The sequence below is a fragment of the Desulfovibrio sp. genome (genome assembly GCF_009712225.1).
Lineage (GTDB): Bacteria > Desulfobacterota > Desulfovibrionia > Desulfovibrionales > Desulfovibrionaceae > Desulfovibrio.
Genome location: NZ_WASP01000012.1, coordinates 1 through 19617 on the forward strand (window position 1 = coordinate 1; position 19617 = coordinate 19617).

Annotated in this window: 24 protein-coding genes and 1 pseudogene; 22 read left to right on the plus strand and 3 right to left on the minus strand. The window is 59.2% G+C overall.

Translation table 11 applies throughout. The annotated features are described in order from the left end of the window. Nucleotides 1–748: 748 nt before the first annotated feature. Nucleotides 749–862 (minus strand): annotated as a pseudogene (locus F8N36_RS13865) (ATP-binding protein); the annotation flags it as partial. 94 nt (nucleotides 863–956) lie between these two features. Here F8N36_RS13865 and F8N36_RS13870 point away from each other — a divergent pair. The 22 genes from F8N36_RS13870 (at nucleotide 957) to ssb (ending at nucleotide 16169) form a co-directional block, all read left to right on the plus strand. After that, a complete protein-coding gene (locus F8N36_RS13870) occupies nucleotides 957–1235 on the plus strand; it encodes a hypothetical protein (RefSeq protein ID WP_291333415.1) in 279 nt (92 codons plus the stop codon). Nucleotides 1236–1362: 127 nt separating this feature from the next. Continuing rightward, a complete protein-coding gene (locus tag F8N36_RS13875) occupies nucleotides 1363–1881 on the plus strand; it encodes a hypothetical protein (protein WP_291333416.1) in 519 nt (172 codons plus the stop codon). Between the two features lie 161 nt (nucleotides 1882–2042). Next, nucleotides 2043–2429: a hypothetical protein gene (locus F8N36_RS13880; protein WP_291333417.1), complete on the plus strand. Its 387-nt coding sequence runs from the start codon at nucleotides 2043–2045 to the stop codon at nucleotides 2427–2429. A 204-nt stretch (nucleotides 2430–2633) separates the two neighbouring features. After that, nucleotides 2634–2897 carry a hypothetical protein gene (locus tag F8N36_RS13885; protein WP_291333418.1) on the plus strand — a complete coding sequence of 88 codons (264 nt, stop codon included), beginning with the start codon at nucleotides 2634–2636 and terminating at the stop codon, nucleotides 2895–2897. A 212-nt stretch (nucleotides 2898–3109) separates the two neighbouring features. Beyond that, entirely contained in the window at nucleotides 3110–3370 is a 261-nt protein-coding gene (locus F8N36_RS13890) for a hypothetical protein (RefSeq protein WP_291333419.1), read from the plus strand. Nucleotides 3371–3424: 54 nt separating this feature from the next. Continuing rightward, nucleotides 3425–4510, plus strand: coding sequence for an IS630 family transposase (locus F8N36_RS13895; protein WP_291333420.1), 1086 nt, complete (start codon nucleotides 3425–3427; stop codon nucleotides 4508–4510). Between the two features lie 224 nt (nucleotides 4511–4734). Further along, nucleotides 4735–4914: a hypothetical protein gene (locus tag F8N36_RS13900; protein WP_291333421.1), complete on the plus strand. Its 180-nt coding sequence runs from the start codon at nucleotides 4735–4737 to the stop codon at nucleotides 4912–4914. 246 nt (nucleotides 4915–5160) lie between these two features. Further along, complete coding sequence (locus F8N36_RS13905; protein WP_291333422.1) at nucleotides 5161–5490, plus strand: hypothetical protein; 330 nt, start codon at nucleotides 5161–5163, stop codon at nucleotides 5488–5490. Nucleotides 5491–5604: 114 nt separating this feature from the next. Beyond that, the gene (locus F8N36_RS13910; RefSeq protein ID WP_291333423.1) at nucleotides 5605–6072 is read left to right on the plus strand and encodes a hypothetical protein; all 468 of its coding nucleotides are present in this window, start codon (nucleotides 5605–5607) and stop codon (nucleotides 6070–6072) included. A 155-nt stretch (nucleotides 6073–6227) separates the two neighbouring features. After that, entirely contained in the window at nucleotides 6228–6716 is a 489-nt protein-coding gene (locus F8N36_RS13915) for a phosphoadenosine phosphosulfate reductase family protein (RefSeq protein WP_291333424.1), read from the plus strand. Between the two features lie 113 nt (nucleotides 6717–6829). Continuing rightward, complete coding sequence (locus F8N36_RS13920) at nucleotides 6830–8044, plus strand: hypothetical protein (RefSeq protein WP_291333425.1); 1215 nt, start codon at nucleotides 6830–6832, stop codon at nucleotides 8042–8044. Between the two features lie 72 nt (nucleotides 8045–8116). Next, nucleotides 8117–8491 (plus strand): hypothetical protein, encoded by a 375-nt coding sequence (locus F8N36_RS13925; protein ID WP_291333426.1) that lies wholly within the window; start codon nucleotides 8117–8119, stop codon nucleotides 8489–8491. Continuing rightward, on the plus strand, nucleotides 8452–9174 hold the full coding sequence (locus F8N36_RS13930; RefSeq protein ID WP_291333565.1) for a site-specific DNA-methyltransferase: 723 nt from the start codon (nucleotides 8452–8454) through the stop codon (nucleotides 9172–9174). Before F8N36_RS13925 ends, F8N36_RS13930 begins: the two co-directional genes overlap by 40 nt. A gap of 58 nt (nucleotides 9175–9232) precedes the next feature. Next, a complete protein-coding gene (locus tag F8N36_RS13935; protein ID WP_291333427.1) occupies nucleotides 9233–9784 on the plus strand; it encodes a hypothetical protein in 552 nt (183 codons plus the stop codon). Between the two features lie 109 nt (nucleotides 9785–9893). Continuing rightward, nucleotides 9894–10325 carry a hypothetical protein gene (locus F8N36_RS13940; RefSeq protein WP_291333428.1) on the plus strand — a complete coding sequence of 144 codons (432 nt, stop codon included), beginning with the start codon at nucleotides 9894–9896 and terminating at the stop codon, nucleotides 10323–10325. A 72-nt stretch (nucleotides 10326–10397) separates the two neighbouring features. Then, the gene (locus tag F8N36_RS13945) at nucleotides 10398–11126 is read left to right on the plus strand and encodes a hypothetical protein (RefSeq protein WP_291333429.1); all 729 of its coding nucleotides are present in this window, start codon (nucleotides 10398–10400) and stop codon (nucleotides 11124–11126) included. A gap of 18 nt (nucleotides 11127–11144) precedes the next feature. Then, nucleotides 11145–11990, plus strand: coding sequence for a hypothetical protein (locus F8N36_RS13950; RefSeq protein ID WP_291333430.1), 846 nt, complete (start codon nucleotides 11145–11147; stop codon nucleotides 11988–11990). Nucleotides 11991–12272: 282 nt separating this feature from the next. Next, nucleotides 12273–12710 carry a hypothetical protein gene (locus tag F8N36_RS13955; protein WP_291333431.1) on the plus strand — a complete coding sequence of 146 codons (438 nt, stop codon included), beginning with the start codon at nucleotides 12273–12275 and terminating at the stop codon, nucleotides 12708–12710. Between the two features lie 117 nt (nucleotides 12711–12827). Continuing rightward, nucleotides 12828–13211, plus strand: coding sequence for a hypothetical protein (locus F8N36_RS13960; RefSeq protein WP_291333432.1), 384 nt, complete (start codon nucleotides 12828–12830; stop codon nucleotides 13209–13211). Nucleotides 13212–13280: 69 nt separating this feature from the next. Beyond that, nucleotides 13281–13862, plus strand: coding sequence for a DUF1643 domain-containing protein (locus F8N36_RS13965; protein ID WP_291333433.1), 582 nt, complete (start codon nucleotides 13281–13283; stop codon nucleotides 13860–13862). A 157-nt stretch (nucleotides 13863–14019) separates the two neighbouring features. Then, nucleotides 14020–15525, plus strand: coding sequence for a UvrD-helicase domain-containing protein (locus F8N36_RS13970; RefSeq protein ID WP_291333434.1), 1506 nt, complete (start codon nucleotides 14020–14022; stop codon nucleotides 15523–15525). Between the two features lie 104 nt (nucleotides 15526–15629). Further along, complete coding sequence (gene ssb, locus F8N36_RS13975) at nucleotides 15630–16169, plus strand: single-stranded DNA-binding protein (RefSeq protein WP_291333435.1); 540 nt, start codon at nucleotides 15630–15632, stop codon at nucleotides 16167–16169. A 691-nt stretch (nucleotides 16170–16860) separates the two neighbouring features. Here the strand turns inward: ssb and F8N36_RS13980 are convergent. After that, complete coding sequence (locus tag F8N36_RS13980) at nucleotides 16861–17394, minus strand: hypothetical protein (RefSeq protein WP_291333437.1); 534 nt, start codon at nucleotides 17392–17394, stop codon at nucleotides 16861–16863. Between the two features lie 1197 nt (nucleotides 17395–18591). Beyond that, nucleotides 18592–19143, minus strand: a complete 552-nt coding sequence (gene mobI / locus F8N36_RS13985) for a conjugative transfer protein MobI(A/C) (RefSeq protein WP_291333439.1) — start codon at nucleotides 19141–19143, stop codon at nucleotides 18592–18594. Between the last annotated feature and the right edge of the window lie 474 nt (nucleotides 19144–19617).

Below are 19617 nucleotides of genomic sequence, written 5' to 3' on the forward strand. Positions count from 1 at the left end.
ACCACGGATTGTCCCCTTGTGTGATCCTCACTAAACCTCATAGCCCGAGGTTGTCGCAACAATCATTGGCACACAGGGCTTTGTCATCCGATTTCCCAGTTCTAATCAAGATCAGTGGTCCCCGGGAGACCAGCGGTCATGTCCCTGTCAAGAGGCTCAGAAGAAGACATTATGGGCTTGGCAAGGACCACTCAAAGCGATTCGCGGTGCCTAATTATTCGAAGGCAAATGGCGGCGGACTGCCGTCATGGCAGATTCGGTGCATGGCAGTAATGGAGAATGCTTATGGCGCCGATTCGGCATCGTAGTTTGCAGCGAAAGCTGGAATGTCCCCGAGGACTGCGACTTTGGCGCATCGGGGTTCTGATGTCGGTCGGTCTGGTGATGGCTCAGCCAATCTGGGCTTAAATTGCGCAGAACAACCTCCATGCGACGATCTTCGAACACGAGATTTCGGAGATCGCCATGGGCGCCGCGTTTCAGTTGGATCTGTTTTCCGATGAAACACCTGTTAGCTTAGTACAGGACAACGACTTCCAAGCGCGGACCGTCGACCCCCTCGCCTACGATCATGTTTTGGTAGCATTTAGCGGAGGCAAGGATTGGTCCGACAGTAGAAAACTGTCTCAAATGTCTCAGTCAGCCGGGAAGGTTGTCCAGGTAGTACATAGGAGGGGCCCAAGGGCCGTGTCAACCGGCACCCAGAACTGGTCCCTTTTCGGCATCTAAAACTGCCCCCTCCCGATGGTCATGACAGTCCCTCGAGTGCCGGGCTGGCCTTCTGCAGAAGGCCAGCCCGGCGCTTTTCGCGCAGCCTGTAGCTGTCGCCGCGGATGGTGATGACGTGGCTGTCCGCCAGCAGAGACGTCATGCTCCAGCGCAAGCAGATCGGCCCCGGTCAAATTGCAGGCCCGTCGTCGCCTGGTAGACTCAACTCATCATCAACGGAGGATCACATGGCCCCCATCACCCCCGGTACGTGGAATGTCACTCGCACCATGGGCGGCGAACTCGCCCCCTTCAGCGCCAAGGGCGAACATCTCCTTTCGTCGGAAGGCCCGCTCCCGCTTGAAGAGCGACAGGCCAATGGACGCTTGATACAAAACGCACCGGCGCTGCTTGCCCTTGTTCGGCAGGTTGCGGTTCCTGGCGGCATTGGACCCCATGAATTCACGCGGCCCGGTGGGTGGTTGGAGCGAGCCACCCTGGCGCTGGCCAAGATCGACGAAGAGTAACGGGCCTTTATCCAGTCGTTTTCGGCGGGTTGCCCATGCACCCGCCGAATGCTGAAAGCTGCCTGCTAAATAGCGCGCCGCTCCCTTCCTGATAAATTGGTCCCATCAAGAATAGGAGGTCGAGATCATGTCTACCACCTGCAACAAACCTGTCGCCGATCCTGCCCGTACACTCGCCTCATACTTGGCTGACGCCCTGTTTCATCTCGCACACCCAGATATGGCTGACCATTGGCACAGCGAAGGCTTCGATATCACGGATAGCTTGGGTGATATCCGCGACCTTCTTGGCAATGTCGCCCCAGACCTGCTGCGCGATGTAGACATTCGTCTTAACGAGGTTTGCGCCGTGCGCACCCAAACTGAACAAGCAGCTCCCTCACCGAAGGTTCTCGACATGACCCGCAAGGGCCAATATGCCGACGGATCGCCGATCTATGGTTTCAGTACGGGATTCCCGTCGCGCGGTGTGCGCCAAGTCGGCGAAGTCCACACCACGACGCTGGAGGCTTACCAGGAAGGCGTGAAAGCGGTCGAACAATATCAGGCCGCTGATTCCTACGGCAATATGGGCGAAGTCTGCGGAGTGACCGCGGTTGAAGGTGGCTATCGGGCTGTCATCAATACTTATCACAGCAATACCTGACGGCCGTTTCCTTTACTTTTTTCGAGAAGGCGCCCAATACGGCGCCTTTTCCATGTCTGCCAGTAGGCACGCCATGCGGCCAACGCATGCATTCCGCCCCCGGCCAAATTGCACCTCGGTATTCCTATGGGACAATGAAACATCAAGAACGGAGATCAATCATGCCGAGCGTTTATGACAAGGACGCCTATTCCCAACGAGTCAATTACGCCGCCCAATGTTTCTTGCGCGGCACCGACTCCAGGCATTTCGACACCTGTTTCGAAATGTACGACGGTGCAGCCGTCGTCACCGCCCTGGTCCGCCGGGCCGAGAAAAACCCGCGCCTCCACTCTGCGATAGCCGCCCAATGGCGGGAAGGTTTTCCCCAGTCGTGGAAAGACACCGCTGCCCAGTTCGCCGCCGTCCCTACTCGCCGCCTCGTTGACTTGGCGGCTCTGTTCCGTGCCAACGATGGCGCCCGCACCGGGAATCATGTTGATGCTTTCCTTGCTCAGTTCAGCCAGCACCACGCGACCGCTACCCTCGCGCAGCCTTCGCTACTCTGAGGCACGATTTCCGGTTACCACCAGCCAGGTGTCCGCGGACAAAAATGTTTGCTCCGAGAAATATGCTAACCCATTGATCTACGGTGATCGAAAAGGTGTCATCGGATAAATAGTTTGCTCCAAGAATTGCTGGCGAATAGCAGGTGAGCAGTGGTTGGGGACAAAAAAGTTTGCTTAGACCCACGCTGCTCCAGGAGGAATGAATTGGCCGATCGCACCGAAGACATGGGGACCGTCAAGCGCCTCAAAGTCATTCGAGACAATGAAGGTGATGTCGTCGTGTCGATTGTTACAGGGCGCGGAATGCCTCTGCATGAAGAGGCGACGGAATCGGATGCTGCGGTCGAGTTCTGCAACAGTGGTGGCCGCAGCCCCCGTACATTCCGTGCCCTTCTCGCCCTCCTCAACGCCATGGAGGAAGACGAGAACGATCAGTCCGATCCTCATCGGCCGGTCAATGCTTTCTGACATAAGAGCGCCAGATCAAACTTTTTTGTCCGCTCCAAACTTTTTTGTCCTTAAGCAGACTTTTTTGTCACGCTACACCAGGGGCACCTTCAGGTGCCCTTTGCATGTCTGGCTGCAGCGACGCCATGCGGCCGGCACATGCAGATCGCGGCCGATCAAATTGCGCCGATACCACGTTGTGCAAAAATAACTCATCAATGACGGAGGTTCCTATGCCCGCACACTTCTTCCAGCAATGCACCGCTCCCAACGGTGAGACCGGTTCATTTCTGGCGAATACCGCCAACAACGGCTGCACCATTACCGAATTGGTGTCGCCCGTCTTCAAGAACACCGTGCATCTGTTCCATTGGGCGGCGGACAATGGCTGGAAGCCGGTGCCCGGCACTTCCGCCCGTCAATATGAGCAGGTACGAGGTGTTACCAACTTCATTTCCGCTTACGACGTAGCCACTCTAGTGGTGAAAATCTAACATAAGAGTCCCACGTCGGATTCCCCAAAGTTTGCGAATGTGCGAGTCTGGGGGATGCGCGAAGGGATCATCGTCGAAGTGAATGCCGCCGACCGAAGCCGCCTTGAGGCAGTGGTGGCGGATCGCAACAGTCCGCAGAAGCACGTCTGGCGATCGCGGATCGTGCTGCTGACCGCTGACGGCCTGGGGATTGTCGAGATCATGCGTCGGACCGGCAAGAGCAAGACCGCCGTCTGGCGTTGGCAAGAGCGGTTCATGGAAGAAGGCGTCGACGGCCTCTTCCAGGACAAGACCCGGCCTTCGCGGATTCCTCCGCTTGGCAATGAAGTGGCCGAACGGGTCGTGAGCCTGACCACCACCACCGAGCCACGCGGCGAGGTGACGCACTGGACGGCTCCGGCCATGGCCAAAATCGTCGGCATCAGCGTCAGTTCGGTCCAGCGCGTCTGGCGCGCGCATGGCTTGCAGCCGCACCGCTGGCGTCAGTTCAAGCTCTCCAACGACCCGCAATTTGCCGCCAAGGTCCGCGATGTCGTCGGCCTTTACATGAACCCGCCCGCTCATGCCGTTGTCGTCTCCATTGACGAGAAGAGCCAGATCCAGGCCCTCGATCGGACGCAACCGGGACTGCCGCTGAAGCCCGGCCGGAGCGGCACCATGACCCACGACTACAAGCGCAATGGCACCACCACCTTGTTCGCCGCCCTCAACATCCTCGACGGCACGGTCGTCGGCCGCTGCATGCCCAGACACACCCATGAGGAATTCATCAAGTTCCTCAACGCCGTCGAACGGTCCGTTCCGGCGGGCAAGGTGATTCACGCCATCGCCGATAACTATGCCACGCACAAGCATCCCAAGGTCCGGGAGTGGCTGGTCGAGCATCCGCGCTGGGTCTTTCACTTCACCCCCACCTCGGCCTCTTGGCTCAATGCCGTCGAGGGCTTCTTCTCCATCATCACCCGCAGGCGTATCCGGCGCGGCGTTTTCACGTCGGTCTCCGATCTTCAGGAGGCCATCCGCCGCTACATCCGCCAACACAACGATAAATCCGCCAAGCCCTTCGTCTGGACCGCCGACCCCGAGCGGATCATCGCCGCCGTCAGGCGTGGGCACCAAACGTTAGATTCTCACCACTAGCGCAGCGAGCCGAATGCTTGCGTGCTCTGGAAGACTTGGCGCCGGCCGCATTGACCTGCGGTAATGGAACCCCCGTCGATACCCTTACGACAGGCCGGGTGCTTGTCGGCAATATCCGCGTCGTGCTCCGCGATTCGGCTGCCATCGACAGCGTCCTTTCGACGCTAAGTCAGCAACTCGCCGCAGCAACAAGCCACTGACCCGGCACCCAGAGGAGCAATTATATGCATACGAAAACCGCTTCGCAGATGACCGAGACTGAATGGCGAGCCTGGCAGGCCGACATCCTCACGGACAGAGCAACCACACTTCGGAATCAGGCAAAGACCCTGCTCGACCAGGCCGCCGATTGCGAAGCCCATGCCAATGACCTTCGTGCTCAAAACGCGGCAGGCACTTCCTGACAGCATCCGCCAAGAGAACAATTCCGGCCCTTTTCGCCCCCTGCCGTGGTGTTGCCGCCCACCGGGCAATCGCCTTGCGGCATGCCCCTGGCGGCCCCACCAATCTCGCCGGCGTGCGAAAGTCCCGTGCAATAACAAGTGCGAGGCATCAGTCCGGTATGCATCAACCGCGCGCAGATCAAACCCGCGCAAATCGCAGACTATTCCGCGCGTGCGACAATCAAGACAACGGAACAGGAGAAAACGATGCAAATGTCTCTCGCCCTAAATGCGCACCCTCTACCAGCCGCAAGCAACAACCCCCCGGTGGTAAAATGGTTCAGCTGCGAACAAGCGTGCGGGACTGTGCGCCACCGCCTCTACGTCGACGGTAAAGAGACGCCCTACTTCATCGACGTTGCTTCGCACATCGCTCATTACTCATATGGCAGCAAGATTGGCCTCTGGGGTGCCGGCATGGGCGAAGAAGTTCGACGCCGAGACGACTCCACCTACCGAATCGCCGGCTTTCTCGGCGGCTTCACCAAGATCAGCGAAGCCAAAGCAAGGGCAGAACGCCGCGCCCTTGGCGATTGATTCTCCGCACCGTCCCGGCGCCTTTTCGGGACGGCTTCTGCAACAGGTGGCATCGGCCGCCCTTTCCCTGTCTGGAAGCGACCGGGCTATGCGTTCCACGCACGCAGATCGAACGTGGGCAAATTGCAGTCCCACCTTGCCCTGGCAGAATGGATCATCAAATGCGGAGATCAACAGATGAACCAGTTTTCCCTCTTCGACTCTCACCAGGCGATCGGTCATAACGGCGGCCCACCCTTGGATCCGCCGCAGCCACGGAAAGTCATCGAGATCAACAAGGTGCCGAGCATCAACACCCTGTTGAACCACGCCTGGGGCGCCTGCTACCGTCTCGATAAGCTGGACGACAATGCCCTTGTCAAAGCGTGGAGCTACAGTCACGTCGCCAACTGGATGCAGCGTTTCAGCGTGACGCCAAAAGGTTACGTAGAACGCCGCCACCACCATATCCGCCCCCAGATCGCCGATCTCGACCGCATCGCGCTGATCGACGCAGAAATGGCGCGGCGCGGCCTCATGGACCGCTACGAATTAGACATTGCTCTTGGAGATGTGCTGCGGCTACCTATCCACAAGCGCTGACCGTGCCGCCAGACATCACCGTAACCGCGTAACAATCGGGTTGCTTTCTGACGTTCAGCCGGGCTGCTAGGATGGTGTAACACCTCACCATAGTGTTACTTACCTCCACACGGCGCTTTTGAGCGCGCGTAACACTTTTTCGTGCCGTCCTTGATGTGATTAGGCGCCAAGAATCAAAGGCCCGCGCCAATTATTGCGGGTTTGAGGCCCACCGGACCGACGCGCGAGACGGTGAGAAGGCCAGGCATATGGATCACTGGCGCCCCGTTCATTCTTGGTCGGAGGCTGACGTCTGGGCGATCATCGAACGGTGGAACGTGGCTCCGCATCCGGCCTATCAGCTCGGCTGGGGTCGCGTGAGTTGTGCCGCTTGCATCTTTGGGTCTGCTGATCAGTGGGCCAGTCTTCTCGCTATCAATCCCAGCCAGGTGGAGCGAATCGCGATCTACGAAGCCGAATTCGGAGTGACCATCCATCGTAGCGAGAGCGTCAACCATCGAGCCTCTCGCGGCACGCCGTACAAGATGGACGACGGCCGGATCCGTGCAGCGCTATCTGAAACTTTTGACGAACCCGTGCTGCTGGTCCCTGGCACCTGGGTTCTGCCGCTCGGTGCGTTCGGCGAAAGCACTGGGCCGTCTTGAGGTTTTGGGTTGAAGGGGGCCGTTCGCTGAGGGAGATGGCGTAGTAGGTCAAATTTCGAAAACATCTCTGATCGGTAAGGTGCTGCTGGACCAAAAACACAGGCGCACCACCGATGCCGAACCAGGCCTCAACTCTCCAAAGCAATCTCGTGGCGCCGGCGGACCAACGTCCCGCCTCACAGGTCAAGATGATCCTCGGTCTGCCCATGCTGGCCGATGGCCCATTGCTGCGGAAGGCGAAGGAATTGGGTGCCCCGGTGCTTGTCAGCGCCAACAGCTTTTCTCGGTGGCGCGTGGAGAACGGGATTCGGGAGTGGCAAGAATTCAAGACGTCTTCCCTCGCCTTGGCCGAGGGCATGGAGGTCTGGTTGGACTCCGCCGGGTTCACCGCCATGAAAAAGTACAACGGCTTCCCTTGGACCATAGACGCCTATGTTGAACTGGCGGCGCGTTTCCCCTTTGCCCGGTGGGCCAGCATGGACTATTGCGTCGAGCAAGAGATTGCCGCGTCCCGAGAGGTGGTGCTGGACCGAATTTCCCAGACGATCAACGCAAACCACAGTTGTGCCAACTTGGCGCGCCAATACGGCATCCTCGATACCTTTATGCCGGTCATCCAGGGTCGCACGCCCGATGACTATCTACGCTGCATTGAGAGAATGCCGATGGTATTTGATTTTCCGGTGGTTGGCGTCGGGTCAATGTGCCGGCGCCAGGTGCACGGGGCGGACGGGATCTTGCGCGTCATTGCGGCTTTGGATCAGGCCTTCGCGGGAACGGAGGTGCAGCTGCATTTGTTCGGGTTGAAAAGTCAGGGCGCAGCGGCCGTTCGCGCCCATCCACGCGTGTTCTCGGTGGACAGCCAGGCCTACGGTAGTGCCGCGCGGTGGGACGCCGTGAAGGCTGGGCATTCGAAGACCAACCACTTTGTGGCAGGTGTGATGGAGCAGTGGCTGCTCAGCCAGCGGGCCAATCTGCAACGGCCTGGTTTTAGCTTTCAAGGCAGCCTGCCGATCGTTGCGCCGGCGGCGAAGCCGCAATCCCGCCTTGAGATGGCCTTGAGCCATGCCAAGGAGCACATTCGTTGTCTGATCGAGAGTGGCGATATCGATCTCGACGCTGCAACCTACCACGCAGAGATGGAATTGTTCGGGGAGATCATGGCTGGTCCCGAACGTTTCTGTCATCGCCGGATCGCCCAGCGCCTGGGGAACAATACTCTCGGGCTCCGCCGGCGGCGCGTCAATTTGCCATCCCTTGACGCGCAGTCGACCGCAGGGCGCGCCTACCCGCGGCGCTGCTCGTGTGGTTTACGCCAGGATTTCTGACCTCGTGCCAAGTTGTCGGACGGAATTTCGGTGACACGCTCTTGCCGACGATACCATAGGGAATCACGCTGTATGCACGCTTCACCAACGGACGAGGAAGCTGACGTTCTCCGGCGTCTGGCTGCTGACGAAAGCTACGAGCAGATCAGCGCTGCCGTGGGCAAGTCGCGCGGCTGGGTGTATTCGGTGGCAGTTCGCCATCGGGCGCGGAAGAACGAGGCGCGCATTCGCGAGCGGCAGGAAGATCGGCGGCGGCGCCAGCTCGAGTTCATGGCGAGCGTCCTCAACACCACGACGTCGGCCGATGTGTCGGATTTTTTCGACGGAGTGCCTGACTCGTCCGTGCAGGTGGTGGTCACCAGCCCCCCTTACCGGCTCGCGTCCTCAAGGAAGGCGGTGTACTGTTCCTGCAGCTCGGGTCCACCAGGGACCATGAGAATCGCTTGATGCCCCTCGACATGCTGGTATTCGAGGATCTTCGTCGGACCGGTCTGACCTTCCAAAGCAGGATCGTCTGGACTTCGCGCCACGGTCTGACGCCCAAGAACCGACTCGCGGAACGCTATGAAACAGCGATGGTGTGGAGCAAGGGCGAGACGCCGGTCTTCAATCCCACTGCCGCGCGGATCGCGCAGCTTCAGCCCGGAAAGCGCGGCTATAAGGGTAAGAGCAAGGGCAATCTCACTGGGCACCCATTGGGGGCCTGGCCGACCAATGTGTGGGATGACATCCCAACCGTCCGACACAATCATCCGGACCGGGAGCACGGTGACCACCCTGCCCAGTTCCCGGTGGCGCTGGCAAAGCGCGCCATCCTCGTCTACTCGATGCCCGGCGATGTGATCTGCGATCCGTTCAGCGGTTCTGGTTCAACCCATATCGCTGCGGTGGAAACCGGTCGGGCCTTTATCGGGGCCGATCTGTTCTACGCCGATCTGCGGGCGCGACGGCTGGCGGAGGCCGTTCCGGATCTGGTGAGCACGTTGCCGGGCGTAACGGATGAAAGCGTGGCGGTGTGGGCGGCCGAGGCGGTTCGCGTCGAAAGCGATGCGGTGGATGTCGGTCGCCGTGATGATCAGCTCCTTCTGGGGCTGTTCGCTTCGGAACATGTTCGCAAGGTGGCGGGGTAATTCGTGGCTTTCCGGTGACGTGGGAGACTGTGGTCATAGTTCGGTGACGGAGAAAACCATGACCGCCCAATCCTACCAGGAATACGAACAATTTCCCGAGTACCGTACGGGACGTCTGCCCAGTGGCGCCCTCGACAAGAGCGTCACGGAGATCCCAAAATGGAATAGCGAGGCGCCGCCGCCGGCGAAGGGCTCCTACGTCCACTGCCGCATCAACGCGATCGGCCCCTGCATCGTCACGGGCTACTTCACCGAGGACGGCTACCTCGGCATCCTGGTCAAGCTCCTCGATCCGCCTGCGTGGCATATTCGTCAACAGGGGTACAACACCACGGCCCACCTCTTTGGTCCCGAGTTCAGCATGCTCGACCAGGCGCCCGAGATTCCCGGTCCGAACATCGAGCAACTGGAAGCTCTCCAGCGCTTCGCCGAGAAATACGGGCGGACCTGGAAAAGTATCCTCCAGAGCTACTGGATGAGTGGCCGTGACGAGAGTGAGCCCTTGGGCGCCCAGCTTCGGCAGGTCCGCAATTCTTTTCCGGGATGGCTGTATTCGGCCCGGAACAAGGTGGTTCCGCGCGACGCTGCCCGGAGATCCCGCGCCGAGTAGGGTTCCGTCCTCCTTTACTTTGCAGGGCTGCAGCCAAGCGGCCCTGCGGGATATCCCCGACATCCTCGCGATATCTTTTCCAAATCCTCGAGTAGTGATTGGACTATCTATGACCGCTTCCGTGGCCCCTGTTTGGAGTCTTCCCGGTGATGGCTTCCCCTTCATTGTGCCCAATGCCGCCCGCAAAGAGGTGATCGCCCATTGGTTTAGCCACTTGAACAAGACGGATGGCCGTCACTTGGTCGGCACCTCAACGAGCCGTCGGCGAGTGCATGATCAAGTCACCGGCCGGCGGGTGACCAGGGATTGGGTTACCGCCCATGTCCTGCTGTTCCAGGATGGTGGTCGGGAGACGGTACTGAACCGGGAAACGTTTCGTGCGGTGACGGCCGAGGTGCAGGCGGCTGGTGACGTGGACGAAACCATCATCTATGGCAGCCTGTGCCTCTACCAATCCCCCACAACTCGCTTTGAACAATTCGGCGTTCGGTCCCGACCCAGGACCGGCGAGGTGCCGGAAATGCACCCGATCGCCGGCTGATAGACCTGGGGCGCCAAATGGTGCCCGTCGGTGGCACCGATAGAATCGAGCCATCGACGAAGGGAGTTTTTCATGGGTGACGTGCTTCGCAAGTTTCATGTGGCTGCCGGTTCTGACATCGACATCGAACTGGTGGCATCGGCCGTCCAACAAGTGGTGGGCGCCGTGACGGACTTTCACGGAGCCGACTGTCTGCTTTACGCGAAACTCGGTGCTGCGCTGTTGCGCTTCCTCGGCGTCCAGGCCGAAGCGGTCGCCGGTAGCGCCGCTTGGCGCGTCGGTGCTGGTGATGGCGATGTGATCAGCCACGCTTTGGAAGTCGCCGGTCAGGGCTTTGTCCCACACAATAGCATGGGGCTGGCGGCTATGTTCCATGCCTGGATTGAAGGGCCAGGCTTCCTGATCGACTTTTCGACCTGCACCCTCAAGGCGAAGGCGCAGGCTCTTGATAATGCTGACGGCGGGCGGACCAACGTCGAATGGGCGCCGAACTATCTCTCCATCGACCCGGACAATGCGCCGGCGTTACTTGATCGCGCGATGGCGGTGGTGCAGGCGGCGGAAGGCGGGGTCTATTTCTATAGGCGCCACGCACAGATCGAACGGGTGGCCTTCGCGGAGAGCGGTGACACCCTGATCCGCACCCTGCTTTTTGCAGCACGGTCCGCCTATGCCGCCGCCAAACGCGGCGAGAACATCCGAATTGTCGGGCTTGTATCCGATGGTGAGCACCAGGAGATGCCAAAGCACGGCCGGTTCGTGCCGATGGCGTCTCCCGGCCACGGCTCCGCGGTGGAATGACGGCGGCGGCGAAAGATCATGTCGTGTATCGCACGTTCGCCTCACCAGCTGACTTTCGCATTTGAGCAGCGATGGGCCGCGGGCCGAGAGTGGCGGTTACCGCCTGGACGCGAACTGTTCTATGACGACGGTTCCTTCTCGGTTGATATCATCAAGCCAAAATTGGGCAAACCCTTCGTGGTCGAGCATCACTATGCCCACACCTGGCCGTCTTCTGTCCTGGCGGTTGGGTTGTGGTGTGGATCGGAACTGGTTGGCGTGGCGAACTTTGGTAATCCCGCCAATGAGGCAGTGATTCCGCATTGGACCGGATACGGCCCACGCGATGGTCTCGAATTGAATCGCTTCACACTGCTGCCATCGGTCGGATATGGAGGCGAAAGTTGGTTTATCCGCCGGGCGATGGCCGTTGTCCATCAGTCCCGGTCGATCAAGGCCGTCATCTCCTATGCGGATCCAGTGCAGCGGCGATCCGTGCACGGGGAAATTATAGCGCCCGGTCACATTGGGACGATTTACCAGGCGAGCGGAGCGGTTTTCTGCGGCCGCGGTGCCGAGCGGGTGAAGTGGCTGGCTCCCAACGGGACCATCGTTGATGGACGTGCTTTATCGAAGATTTCGACCCAGGAATGTGGCCACGATTATGCGGAGCGCTACTTGGTTGGCCTGTGTGGCGAGGAGCGCCGTTTCGGGGAAGACCCGCGGGATTATCTGGCTCGGGTGGCCCCCCTCTTTAAGCGCTTCAAACACAAAGGTTGCCTTGTCTATTTGCTGCCGATGGATAGGGTTGTACGGCGTGAGCTGCGCCGCCGGCACCCGTCCCTGCCCTACCCAAAGGGCGAGGTGTTGGAACGCGCCGCATAATCGTTGGTGATTTGGTCGGGGTGGTTCCTCGGGACCGGTGGTCATGCCCCCCCCGCCACGCGGCTCATAAGGCCTTCTTGTGAGCCGCGTGACCACCAGTCGGCAGGGACCACCCATCGTCGCAGGTTAACGGCACGCGCCTGGATAGCTGGTGCAAATGCCAGTGTCCAGGCGTTGGAGTTGGATATCGTGCGCTCCTTCCTTCCTTGGCCGGCGCAGCCGGCAAAATGGTCCCTTCCCGCTCCTGCCTTACGCTGTGAACCCTAACAGCGGAGAAGCAGCATGCCGAAAATTACCTTTTCCTCTCCAACGCGTTTCGAATCTCTCGGGCGGAACGGATACATGGCCACGCATGGAGTTTACGTTTCGGACCACACGGACGTGACTGTGCTCGAACCGGTGCGTGTCAACGGCCAGGTGGGGCGTGGCTCGGTGTCGATCGGCACAGCCTCTCTGGGTGACGTCATTCCTGTCCTGCAGAAGATCTATGACGGCTTCCTTGCCCGTGAGGCAGCCATTTCCGGTTTGAGCGCTGCCCAAAGGGTGGATATCGGCGACATCCAGGCTCTGGACGATGACGGCCGCGTTCGTGCCGCCGACGAGTTGTGGAAGTTCTGTACCGAACCGGCGCGGAAGGCGCTGCTGGAAGATGCCTATTACCTCGTCAGGCGGGTGGCGGAGGCCTCGTTGGAGAAGGAGAAAGTTGCGCAGGCGGCATAGTTCTCAGCCAGGGGGTGGTTTCGATCAATACGGGACCACCCGGCTCCTGGCGCCGGTGGGTCAAATAGTGGCTTCGTGTCCCGGTAGTACCTTATTCGGAGATCGATGAGGTTTGGCATGAAGCAGGATTTCGAAGGCTTTCTGAATTGCTCGCACGGGATCCATTACTGGGATGTGGCGGGAAAGACCGCATGCATGGTCAAGAATGGCTATGACCCCGCCGTCTACACGGTCCAGCAGGCCACCGACCTCGCGCAGGCCCAGATGCAGAAGGAACTCGACCAGCCGACCTTCGGCTTCTCCAGCGTCATCTTCATCATCCTCGCACTCTTGGTCGTTCGCTGGGTCGCTGGTGGCGTCGTTACCGCCTTCCAGACCAAGGGCCGCAGCATGGCCGGTCTCTTCGGCGCCGATGACAGCGACGCGACCGGCTCGACTTGGAATGGCGACCTTCATTGGACCATCCGTCAGAACATCGACGGCGGCTTTTGTCGGTACTAATTCGCTGGTAGTGATGAAGGCACCTCCTACGCGCGGACATCGGCGTGATCGACCACTGGAAGCAAGCAGATGGGTAAAGACCAGCAAAACTTCGATCTATTTGGCAGTGCCGGTGCGCATGATCCCGGCGGGAAAACGCGGTTGCGCTGGCCCGCCGGATCACTGGTGACGTCGCGCTTCTCAGATTGCGGCCTCTATCGATACGAACTGAGCGAAATCTGGGATCCCCGGAAGCCGCTGATCATGTGGCTGCTGATGAACCCCAGCGTCGCAGATACTCAGTTTCGCGATCCGACGCTCGCCAAGACGGGCAAGTACAGTTTTGCCTGGGGATACGGCGGGCAACTCATTGGCAACGTCCACGCCTACCGCGCGACGAACAGCCGCCAACTCCTGTCGGTCGAGGATCCTATTGGACCAGAAAACGACAGCGCTCTCGACACCATGGCCAGTCGGGCGAGCATCGTTGTCCTGGCCTATGGAAAGCCGCCGAATGTCGCGTTGCGGGCTCGCGGCCCCGCTGTCGCTGCGCGCCTGCAAGCGAACGGCGCAAAGCTGTTTGTTCTCGGCGTTTCTGATGATGGCGCGCCGAAGCACCCGCTTTACCTGGCGGACAGTCTTCAACCGCTGCCTTGGACAGTCGCTGCCTAAATTCCCTCCGAGCCTATTTCACGCGTTTTTGTGCTGAATGTCCGGTAGTTGCTGATTTCCTGCCCGATTATCCTTAACCAGTCCTGCCTGATGGCTGGGTGATTTGAGTGTCCGGCGCGCAGCGTCTGGGCTGGCCCTTCAAGATGGAACGGTTTGATTGTCCCTCACACCCAGCGGCGAACAAGCGTTGATCCTGATGGCGCGGAAGATCGCGCCGGAGATGCCGCTGAAGGTCCGTGCCGCGGCCGGCGCCGGCAAAACCTCCATGCTCCAGATGATCGCCGAGGCCGAGGAAGGACCGTTGCTCTACCTCTCCTACAGCGCCAAGTTGGTCGAGGCTGCTGCTTCCAGTTTTCCAAAGAACGTCGATTGCCTGACCGTCCATTCCCTGGCCTACAGGGTTATGAAAATGAAGGAGGTGCATAACCGCCTCAACCGGCCTTTCACACCGGACGTGGTGGCCAACCTGCTGTCCATCGAGCGGCGGGATGTCACGGCGCGGCAAATGGGCGGGTGGATCCAGGAGACGGTCAGGAAGTTCTGCCAGGGCGGTGAGGGCTGCATCGAACAGAGCCACCTCCCAACCGGCCTCGAAGAAACGTTTGCAGAAGACGTATTGAGCGGCGCTCAAGAGCTTTGGGATATGCTGGTGGGCAAGTGGGATAGCAATCTGCCCCTCGAGCACGACATGTATCTCAAGCTGTGGCATTTGCGCGGCGCCAGGTTGACCAGGCGCTACCGTGGAATCCTGATGGACGAGTGCCACGACAGCAATCCCGTCACGCTCGACGCGATGATGTTTCAGTCCATCCCGATCACCTGGGTTGGTGATGAGCCGCAGTCCATCTTCCTGTTCCGCCGAGCCATCAATGCGCTACGCATAATCAGGGCGCCCGAATACTTTCTGACGCAAAGCTATCGTTTCGGCCCGCCGGTGGCGGAGATCGCCAACAAGGTGGTGGCCCATTCCCCGAATCCACCTCCCCGTCCTGTCGTCGGTTATGCGGCGATCGAAAGCGTCATCAATCCATCTGAACCGAAACACCCGATCTCGGTGGTCTGCCGGAGCAACGCTGGCCTAATCATGGAGGCGCTGGCGAGCACCGGCTCGCTTCATGTGGTTGGGGGTGTGGAGCAGCTCGTTTCCCTGGCACGCGGCGTCGAGATGCTGTCCAACGGCCATCCTGCTGTCAACGTACCGGCTCTGTCTCGCTTCCGGACCTACGACGACATGATGGAGGCGATTGAAGATGCGAAAGATCCGGAGCTGCGGATCTTGTCGAAGCTGATCGATCGCTACGGTGACCAGCTTGGTGAGGCCGTCTCATCGCTGGAGAAGAGGCTGGTCAACTCAATCGAGGCGGCAGAGACAAGCGTTATGAGCGCGCATCGCTCCAAGGGCCTCACGGTTCCAGGCGCCCGGCTCTCCGATGACTTCACCGGCCTGTCCGATCTGCATGATCGTGTCCGCAGCGGGCGGATGACGCTTGAGCAGTACGAGCAGGAAATTAATCTGATGTATGTGGCTGTCACCAGGCCGCGCTATGAGTTGACCCTCAATGACGCAGCTACAGAAATGGTGGCGACCAAGCCTCTTCCGGTAAGTGCTTACAAGCCTGCCGATTCTGGTTCCGCAGCAGAAGACAAGGGTGGGCCTACTTGATAGGCTACCCGCAATCCTCTTCCGGCCAGACTCGTAATTGCGGAAACGCCACCGAGTGGGATTATGAACACAACAAGTAATAATTTCAATTGATGGAGTAAAACATGGCCGGGGTAAATAAGGTCATCTTAATCGGCAATCTCGGAAGAGATCCGGAAGTGCGCCATGCTCAGGATGGGTCGAAGATTGTCAGTCTCAATGTGGCCACGTCGGAAACCTGGAAAGACCGTGGATCGGGTGAGCGCCGAGAGAAGACCGAGTGGCATCGCGTCGTGGTGTTCAATGACCGCGTCGCCGATGTCGCTGAACGCTATCTCAAGAAAGGCAGCAAGGTCTATATCGAGGGCTCGCTGCAGACGCGCAAATGGACTGACCAGTCGGGAGCCGAGAAGTTCGTCACCGAAGTGGTGATCGGCAAATACAAAGGCGAATTGACCCTGCTCGATGGCCGGGGTGACGGCGGCAGTAGCGTAAATTATCCGCCGCCGGCGGGCAGTGAGGCGGATTACGGTCGCCAAAGTGGTGGTAGTGCGCCGGCCGCGCGGAGCGGCAGTGGCTGGGAAGCGCCGTCTGAGCTAAATGATGATATCCCGTTCGCGCGCGGCGTCGATCACTTCGACCGTCCCGTCCGCGACGGCATCTGAGGTTCTCCTGAAGAGATGGTCGATGGCGGGTTTTTAGCCCGCCCACCACCGCAAGGGCTCACGGCGACGGGTGGTGCGCCCTTCTGCCGCCAAATTGCTTTTTGTGCCCGAAAATGACGTCTTCCACCAGGTGGTGGGGGCACCTCAATCGAGGTAAACCCGCGCCAGCGGATAGACAACAACCGCTGGACCTGGATCCAGCGACGTCGTCGCTGGAAACTCCTGGGGGTCTGTTGGTAGTCATGGCCTTTTCGCCTGAGCGGCAATGCGGGCGGCTTGATAGGGGTGAGAGATGCTTGTGAGTTTGTTGAGTGGACTGGCTGGTCCCCTGATTTCAGGCACCATTTACGTCGGCTCTTGGGTTTATACAATCGGTGATTGTTCCGTGGCGACCGGAAGAGATGTGGTTGCGGGCGTTACCGCTGACGACCAGGGTGGGCATATGGAGAATGCCTGTCGCGCTCCAGGCACAGGGCGGTCAGCACAGAAATCGGCAGCTCCCAGTTCGCCCTAGAGTCTGTCGATTTCCCCACGAAATCGCAGTTGGAGGGAGATGCGGCTCACCCTCGGAGGCTTTTGAATAGGCGGCGAGCGCAAAGTCACTTTTTTGTGCGCCTATTCTCCGGTTGGATTGGCTGGGGGATAAGCCAAACAACGCATAATCGTGGGGTGTTAACGGGCGGGAAAAGGCCTATTGTAGCCAGATCTTGGTTTTGCTGTTTCCGAGTTCGGCGAGGATCGCATCATATGGCGGCGCGAGCGCTAGAGTTGCCAGATGTTTTTCTAGTGCCGTACTGTCGCCAGCTACTTCCCGGCGCGCCAGTTTGTCGGGGTTTTCTGACAACCTGGTCAACGGCACATTGCTCATAGCGGTCCATCGGTCGCCGTTCGGGCAGACAATTTCCACATTGGCTAGACATGCAGAGATCGCCGCGAACATCTCGCTGACGAAGGCAACGAAGGGCTCATGCGTGAGCTGGGTCGGATCCGGGTTGTTTCTTGCGACGAGCATGTAGCGAGCAAGAGCGCGGCGCCAAGCCATTGTGAGGAGAGGTGCCGGCCGATCTCTGACGACGACGGTCAGATGAGTCGTAATGTGCTTGCCCAAAGCATCGACGATGTCCGGAGCGAACGGCCATCCCAAGCACAGGTCTTCCCAGGCATCGACTAGGTGCGGATTATCCCCCAATAGCATCTGATGAGGCGACATCGTTCCAGTTACCATTGCCGTTCTCTAATTGTGCCCTGCCAACGTCCAAGGACGGGTTCGACGGTAGATATCACTGTATATGCGTTACAGTCCTAAAGGACAATACCATCGCTTGGTCGAGTGCGTAAGGCTAGTTGATAAATATCCGGACGATGCAAGTTATAGGCGTTGGTTCTCCTTGCTTCATTAAGAACAAGCACGAAGCACGAGAAGATTTGACTCATAACATCCAACCCAGTTTATCCGCAGCTGTAGGCGACGCTGACTTTCGTTGAAAATTGTCAGTGATTAGTTAACACACCTTACGCGCTGCGCCTTTCGATGATCTCCTTCTTAAGCGTGTTTTACAAGCTTTAGATATGACTACGCCCTCCGGTTCTTAAAGGCGTGAGGTTGTTTCAACCAGAAAAAAAGATGGTTGGTTGAGCGCCTGCGTAGTGCAGCCGGGCGCGGAACGCGCCATTTGTCCCAAGCCAGAGGTCGGGTAGTTCGGTTGATCTTGGAACGGGTGGTCCCTCGGGACCGGTGGTCATACCCCCCGCCACGGGGCCGATAAGAAGACATTATGAGCCGCGTGACCACCAGTCGGCGGGGACCACCCCTTGGAACGTAGGGAAGGTCGCTGCCGCTGCCAGCAAGCCGACTGTTGCTACCTGGGTGTCGGCGATATTGGGCTGATTGTTGACCGGGAATTGCGGCAGGTCAGAGGCCGCTCGCGTGAAATTGGCGGTGCAGCCACGCCAGCTGGCAAAACTCAACGCCTGGGCGGCGGTAGGCGCCACTCGTGCGGAAACGCAACGCTTATCAATCCTTCCTCCCTTGTGGGGCGCGGACAGCGCCACTCGGCCGGCATTGGCTGGGGGCCTGGGCGACTATAGGCGTGCACACCCAACATCCACGCATGTTTGCGGTTCGCGCGAGGCTCTTGAAACTAGGAAGGCGCAAAGCGGCGCCCGCAAGGGCGCTTCTGTCCTCCTATCGTTGCTGCGGCATTGGACGCACCACACCTGCGGGACGCGTAAGGGGTGCCCGCAGCAAGCTGCCTTGCAAAGGCGCTTGCCAAGCGTGGAAGGCAGTTGATTGTGTTTGTTAGGCGGCGGCACGCCGCAATTGCCCTTGAGCCCGACAAGGACCGCTGTGAGTGGGTCAGCGGTAAAGGCAGCCAGGGTTAATGGAGCCGGTGACATAAGCTTTCGGTATATCGAGAGGTGGTCACCATGTGGCTTCGCCGCCGATCTCCGGGCGGGTGAACGTGAGGTCATCGCTGCCATCCTGCTCCAGCGCTTCCGACGGGTTCTCAGCGACCTTCCCGTAAAAACTCGTGAACTGTCGCCGCTGCTTGCCCAGGAAAGCCAGTTCGGCGCGGATAGGTGAAAGCGCAGCTTCCAGCGCCAGGATGTCTGCGCGTTCATCCTCAGGGGCAGCCGGGAAGGAGGTGATCGGATAGGCCGGGCCTTTCTTCCGAGCAGGGACATGGGTTGTCATGACCTTGACCTCCCGGGTTATGCCTCTGACGGTGACGGTCTTGCCCTGCCAATTGTTCACAGGGGTGCGGCGCTTCCAGAAGATCGAAACGCTGTCCGACTGACTGTCGGTTTCCTGCACCTTGATGTGTGGGCTGTAGAAGCGACGTTTGTACTTGTAGTCGGTGTCGTTATCGAACCAGGTCGAGATCAGAGAGTGGGCTTCCGATATGAGGGCTTGCCTCCGTTCCTCGATGAGGAGGAGGAGAGGGGTTGCAATGGCTGACATGGGTTCTTTCATCTTTTTATTATCCTTTGATACCGGTCAGCGACGCGTCCCAAAATGCGCGCGCACGCGCGTATTGGGATGTCACATGGCGAAATGGTGAAGATGATGTCAGGATAACATATTCATACAACAGCATTTTCTGGCTCATTGGAGGGAGATGTGAAGAAAGAATACCGAATTACAGGTTGGATCACGAGGAAAAACCGCTCGATTGGGAACTACCGACAAGGCGCCGCGTGTGGATGCTGCACTGACGTCACCACATTGATACTGCGACGGCTGCGGGGATAGGATTGACGGGTTGCTCCGCCTTCTTTTGAACCCCTGTCGGCCTCTTGTCCTCCGTGCCACGACCCCTTCTCCGCCGCCTCATCAGGAAAACTTAGCCACGCCATCCCCTTCTCCGCCTGTTTTCCACCCCTTATCCACCCCTTTTGGACCAAGAGCACCATAATACAATGCGGTTCGACAGGGGGTGCGTCCCGT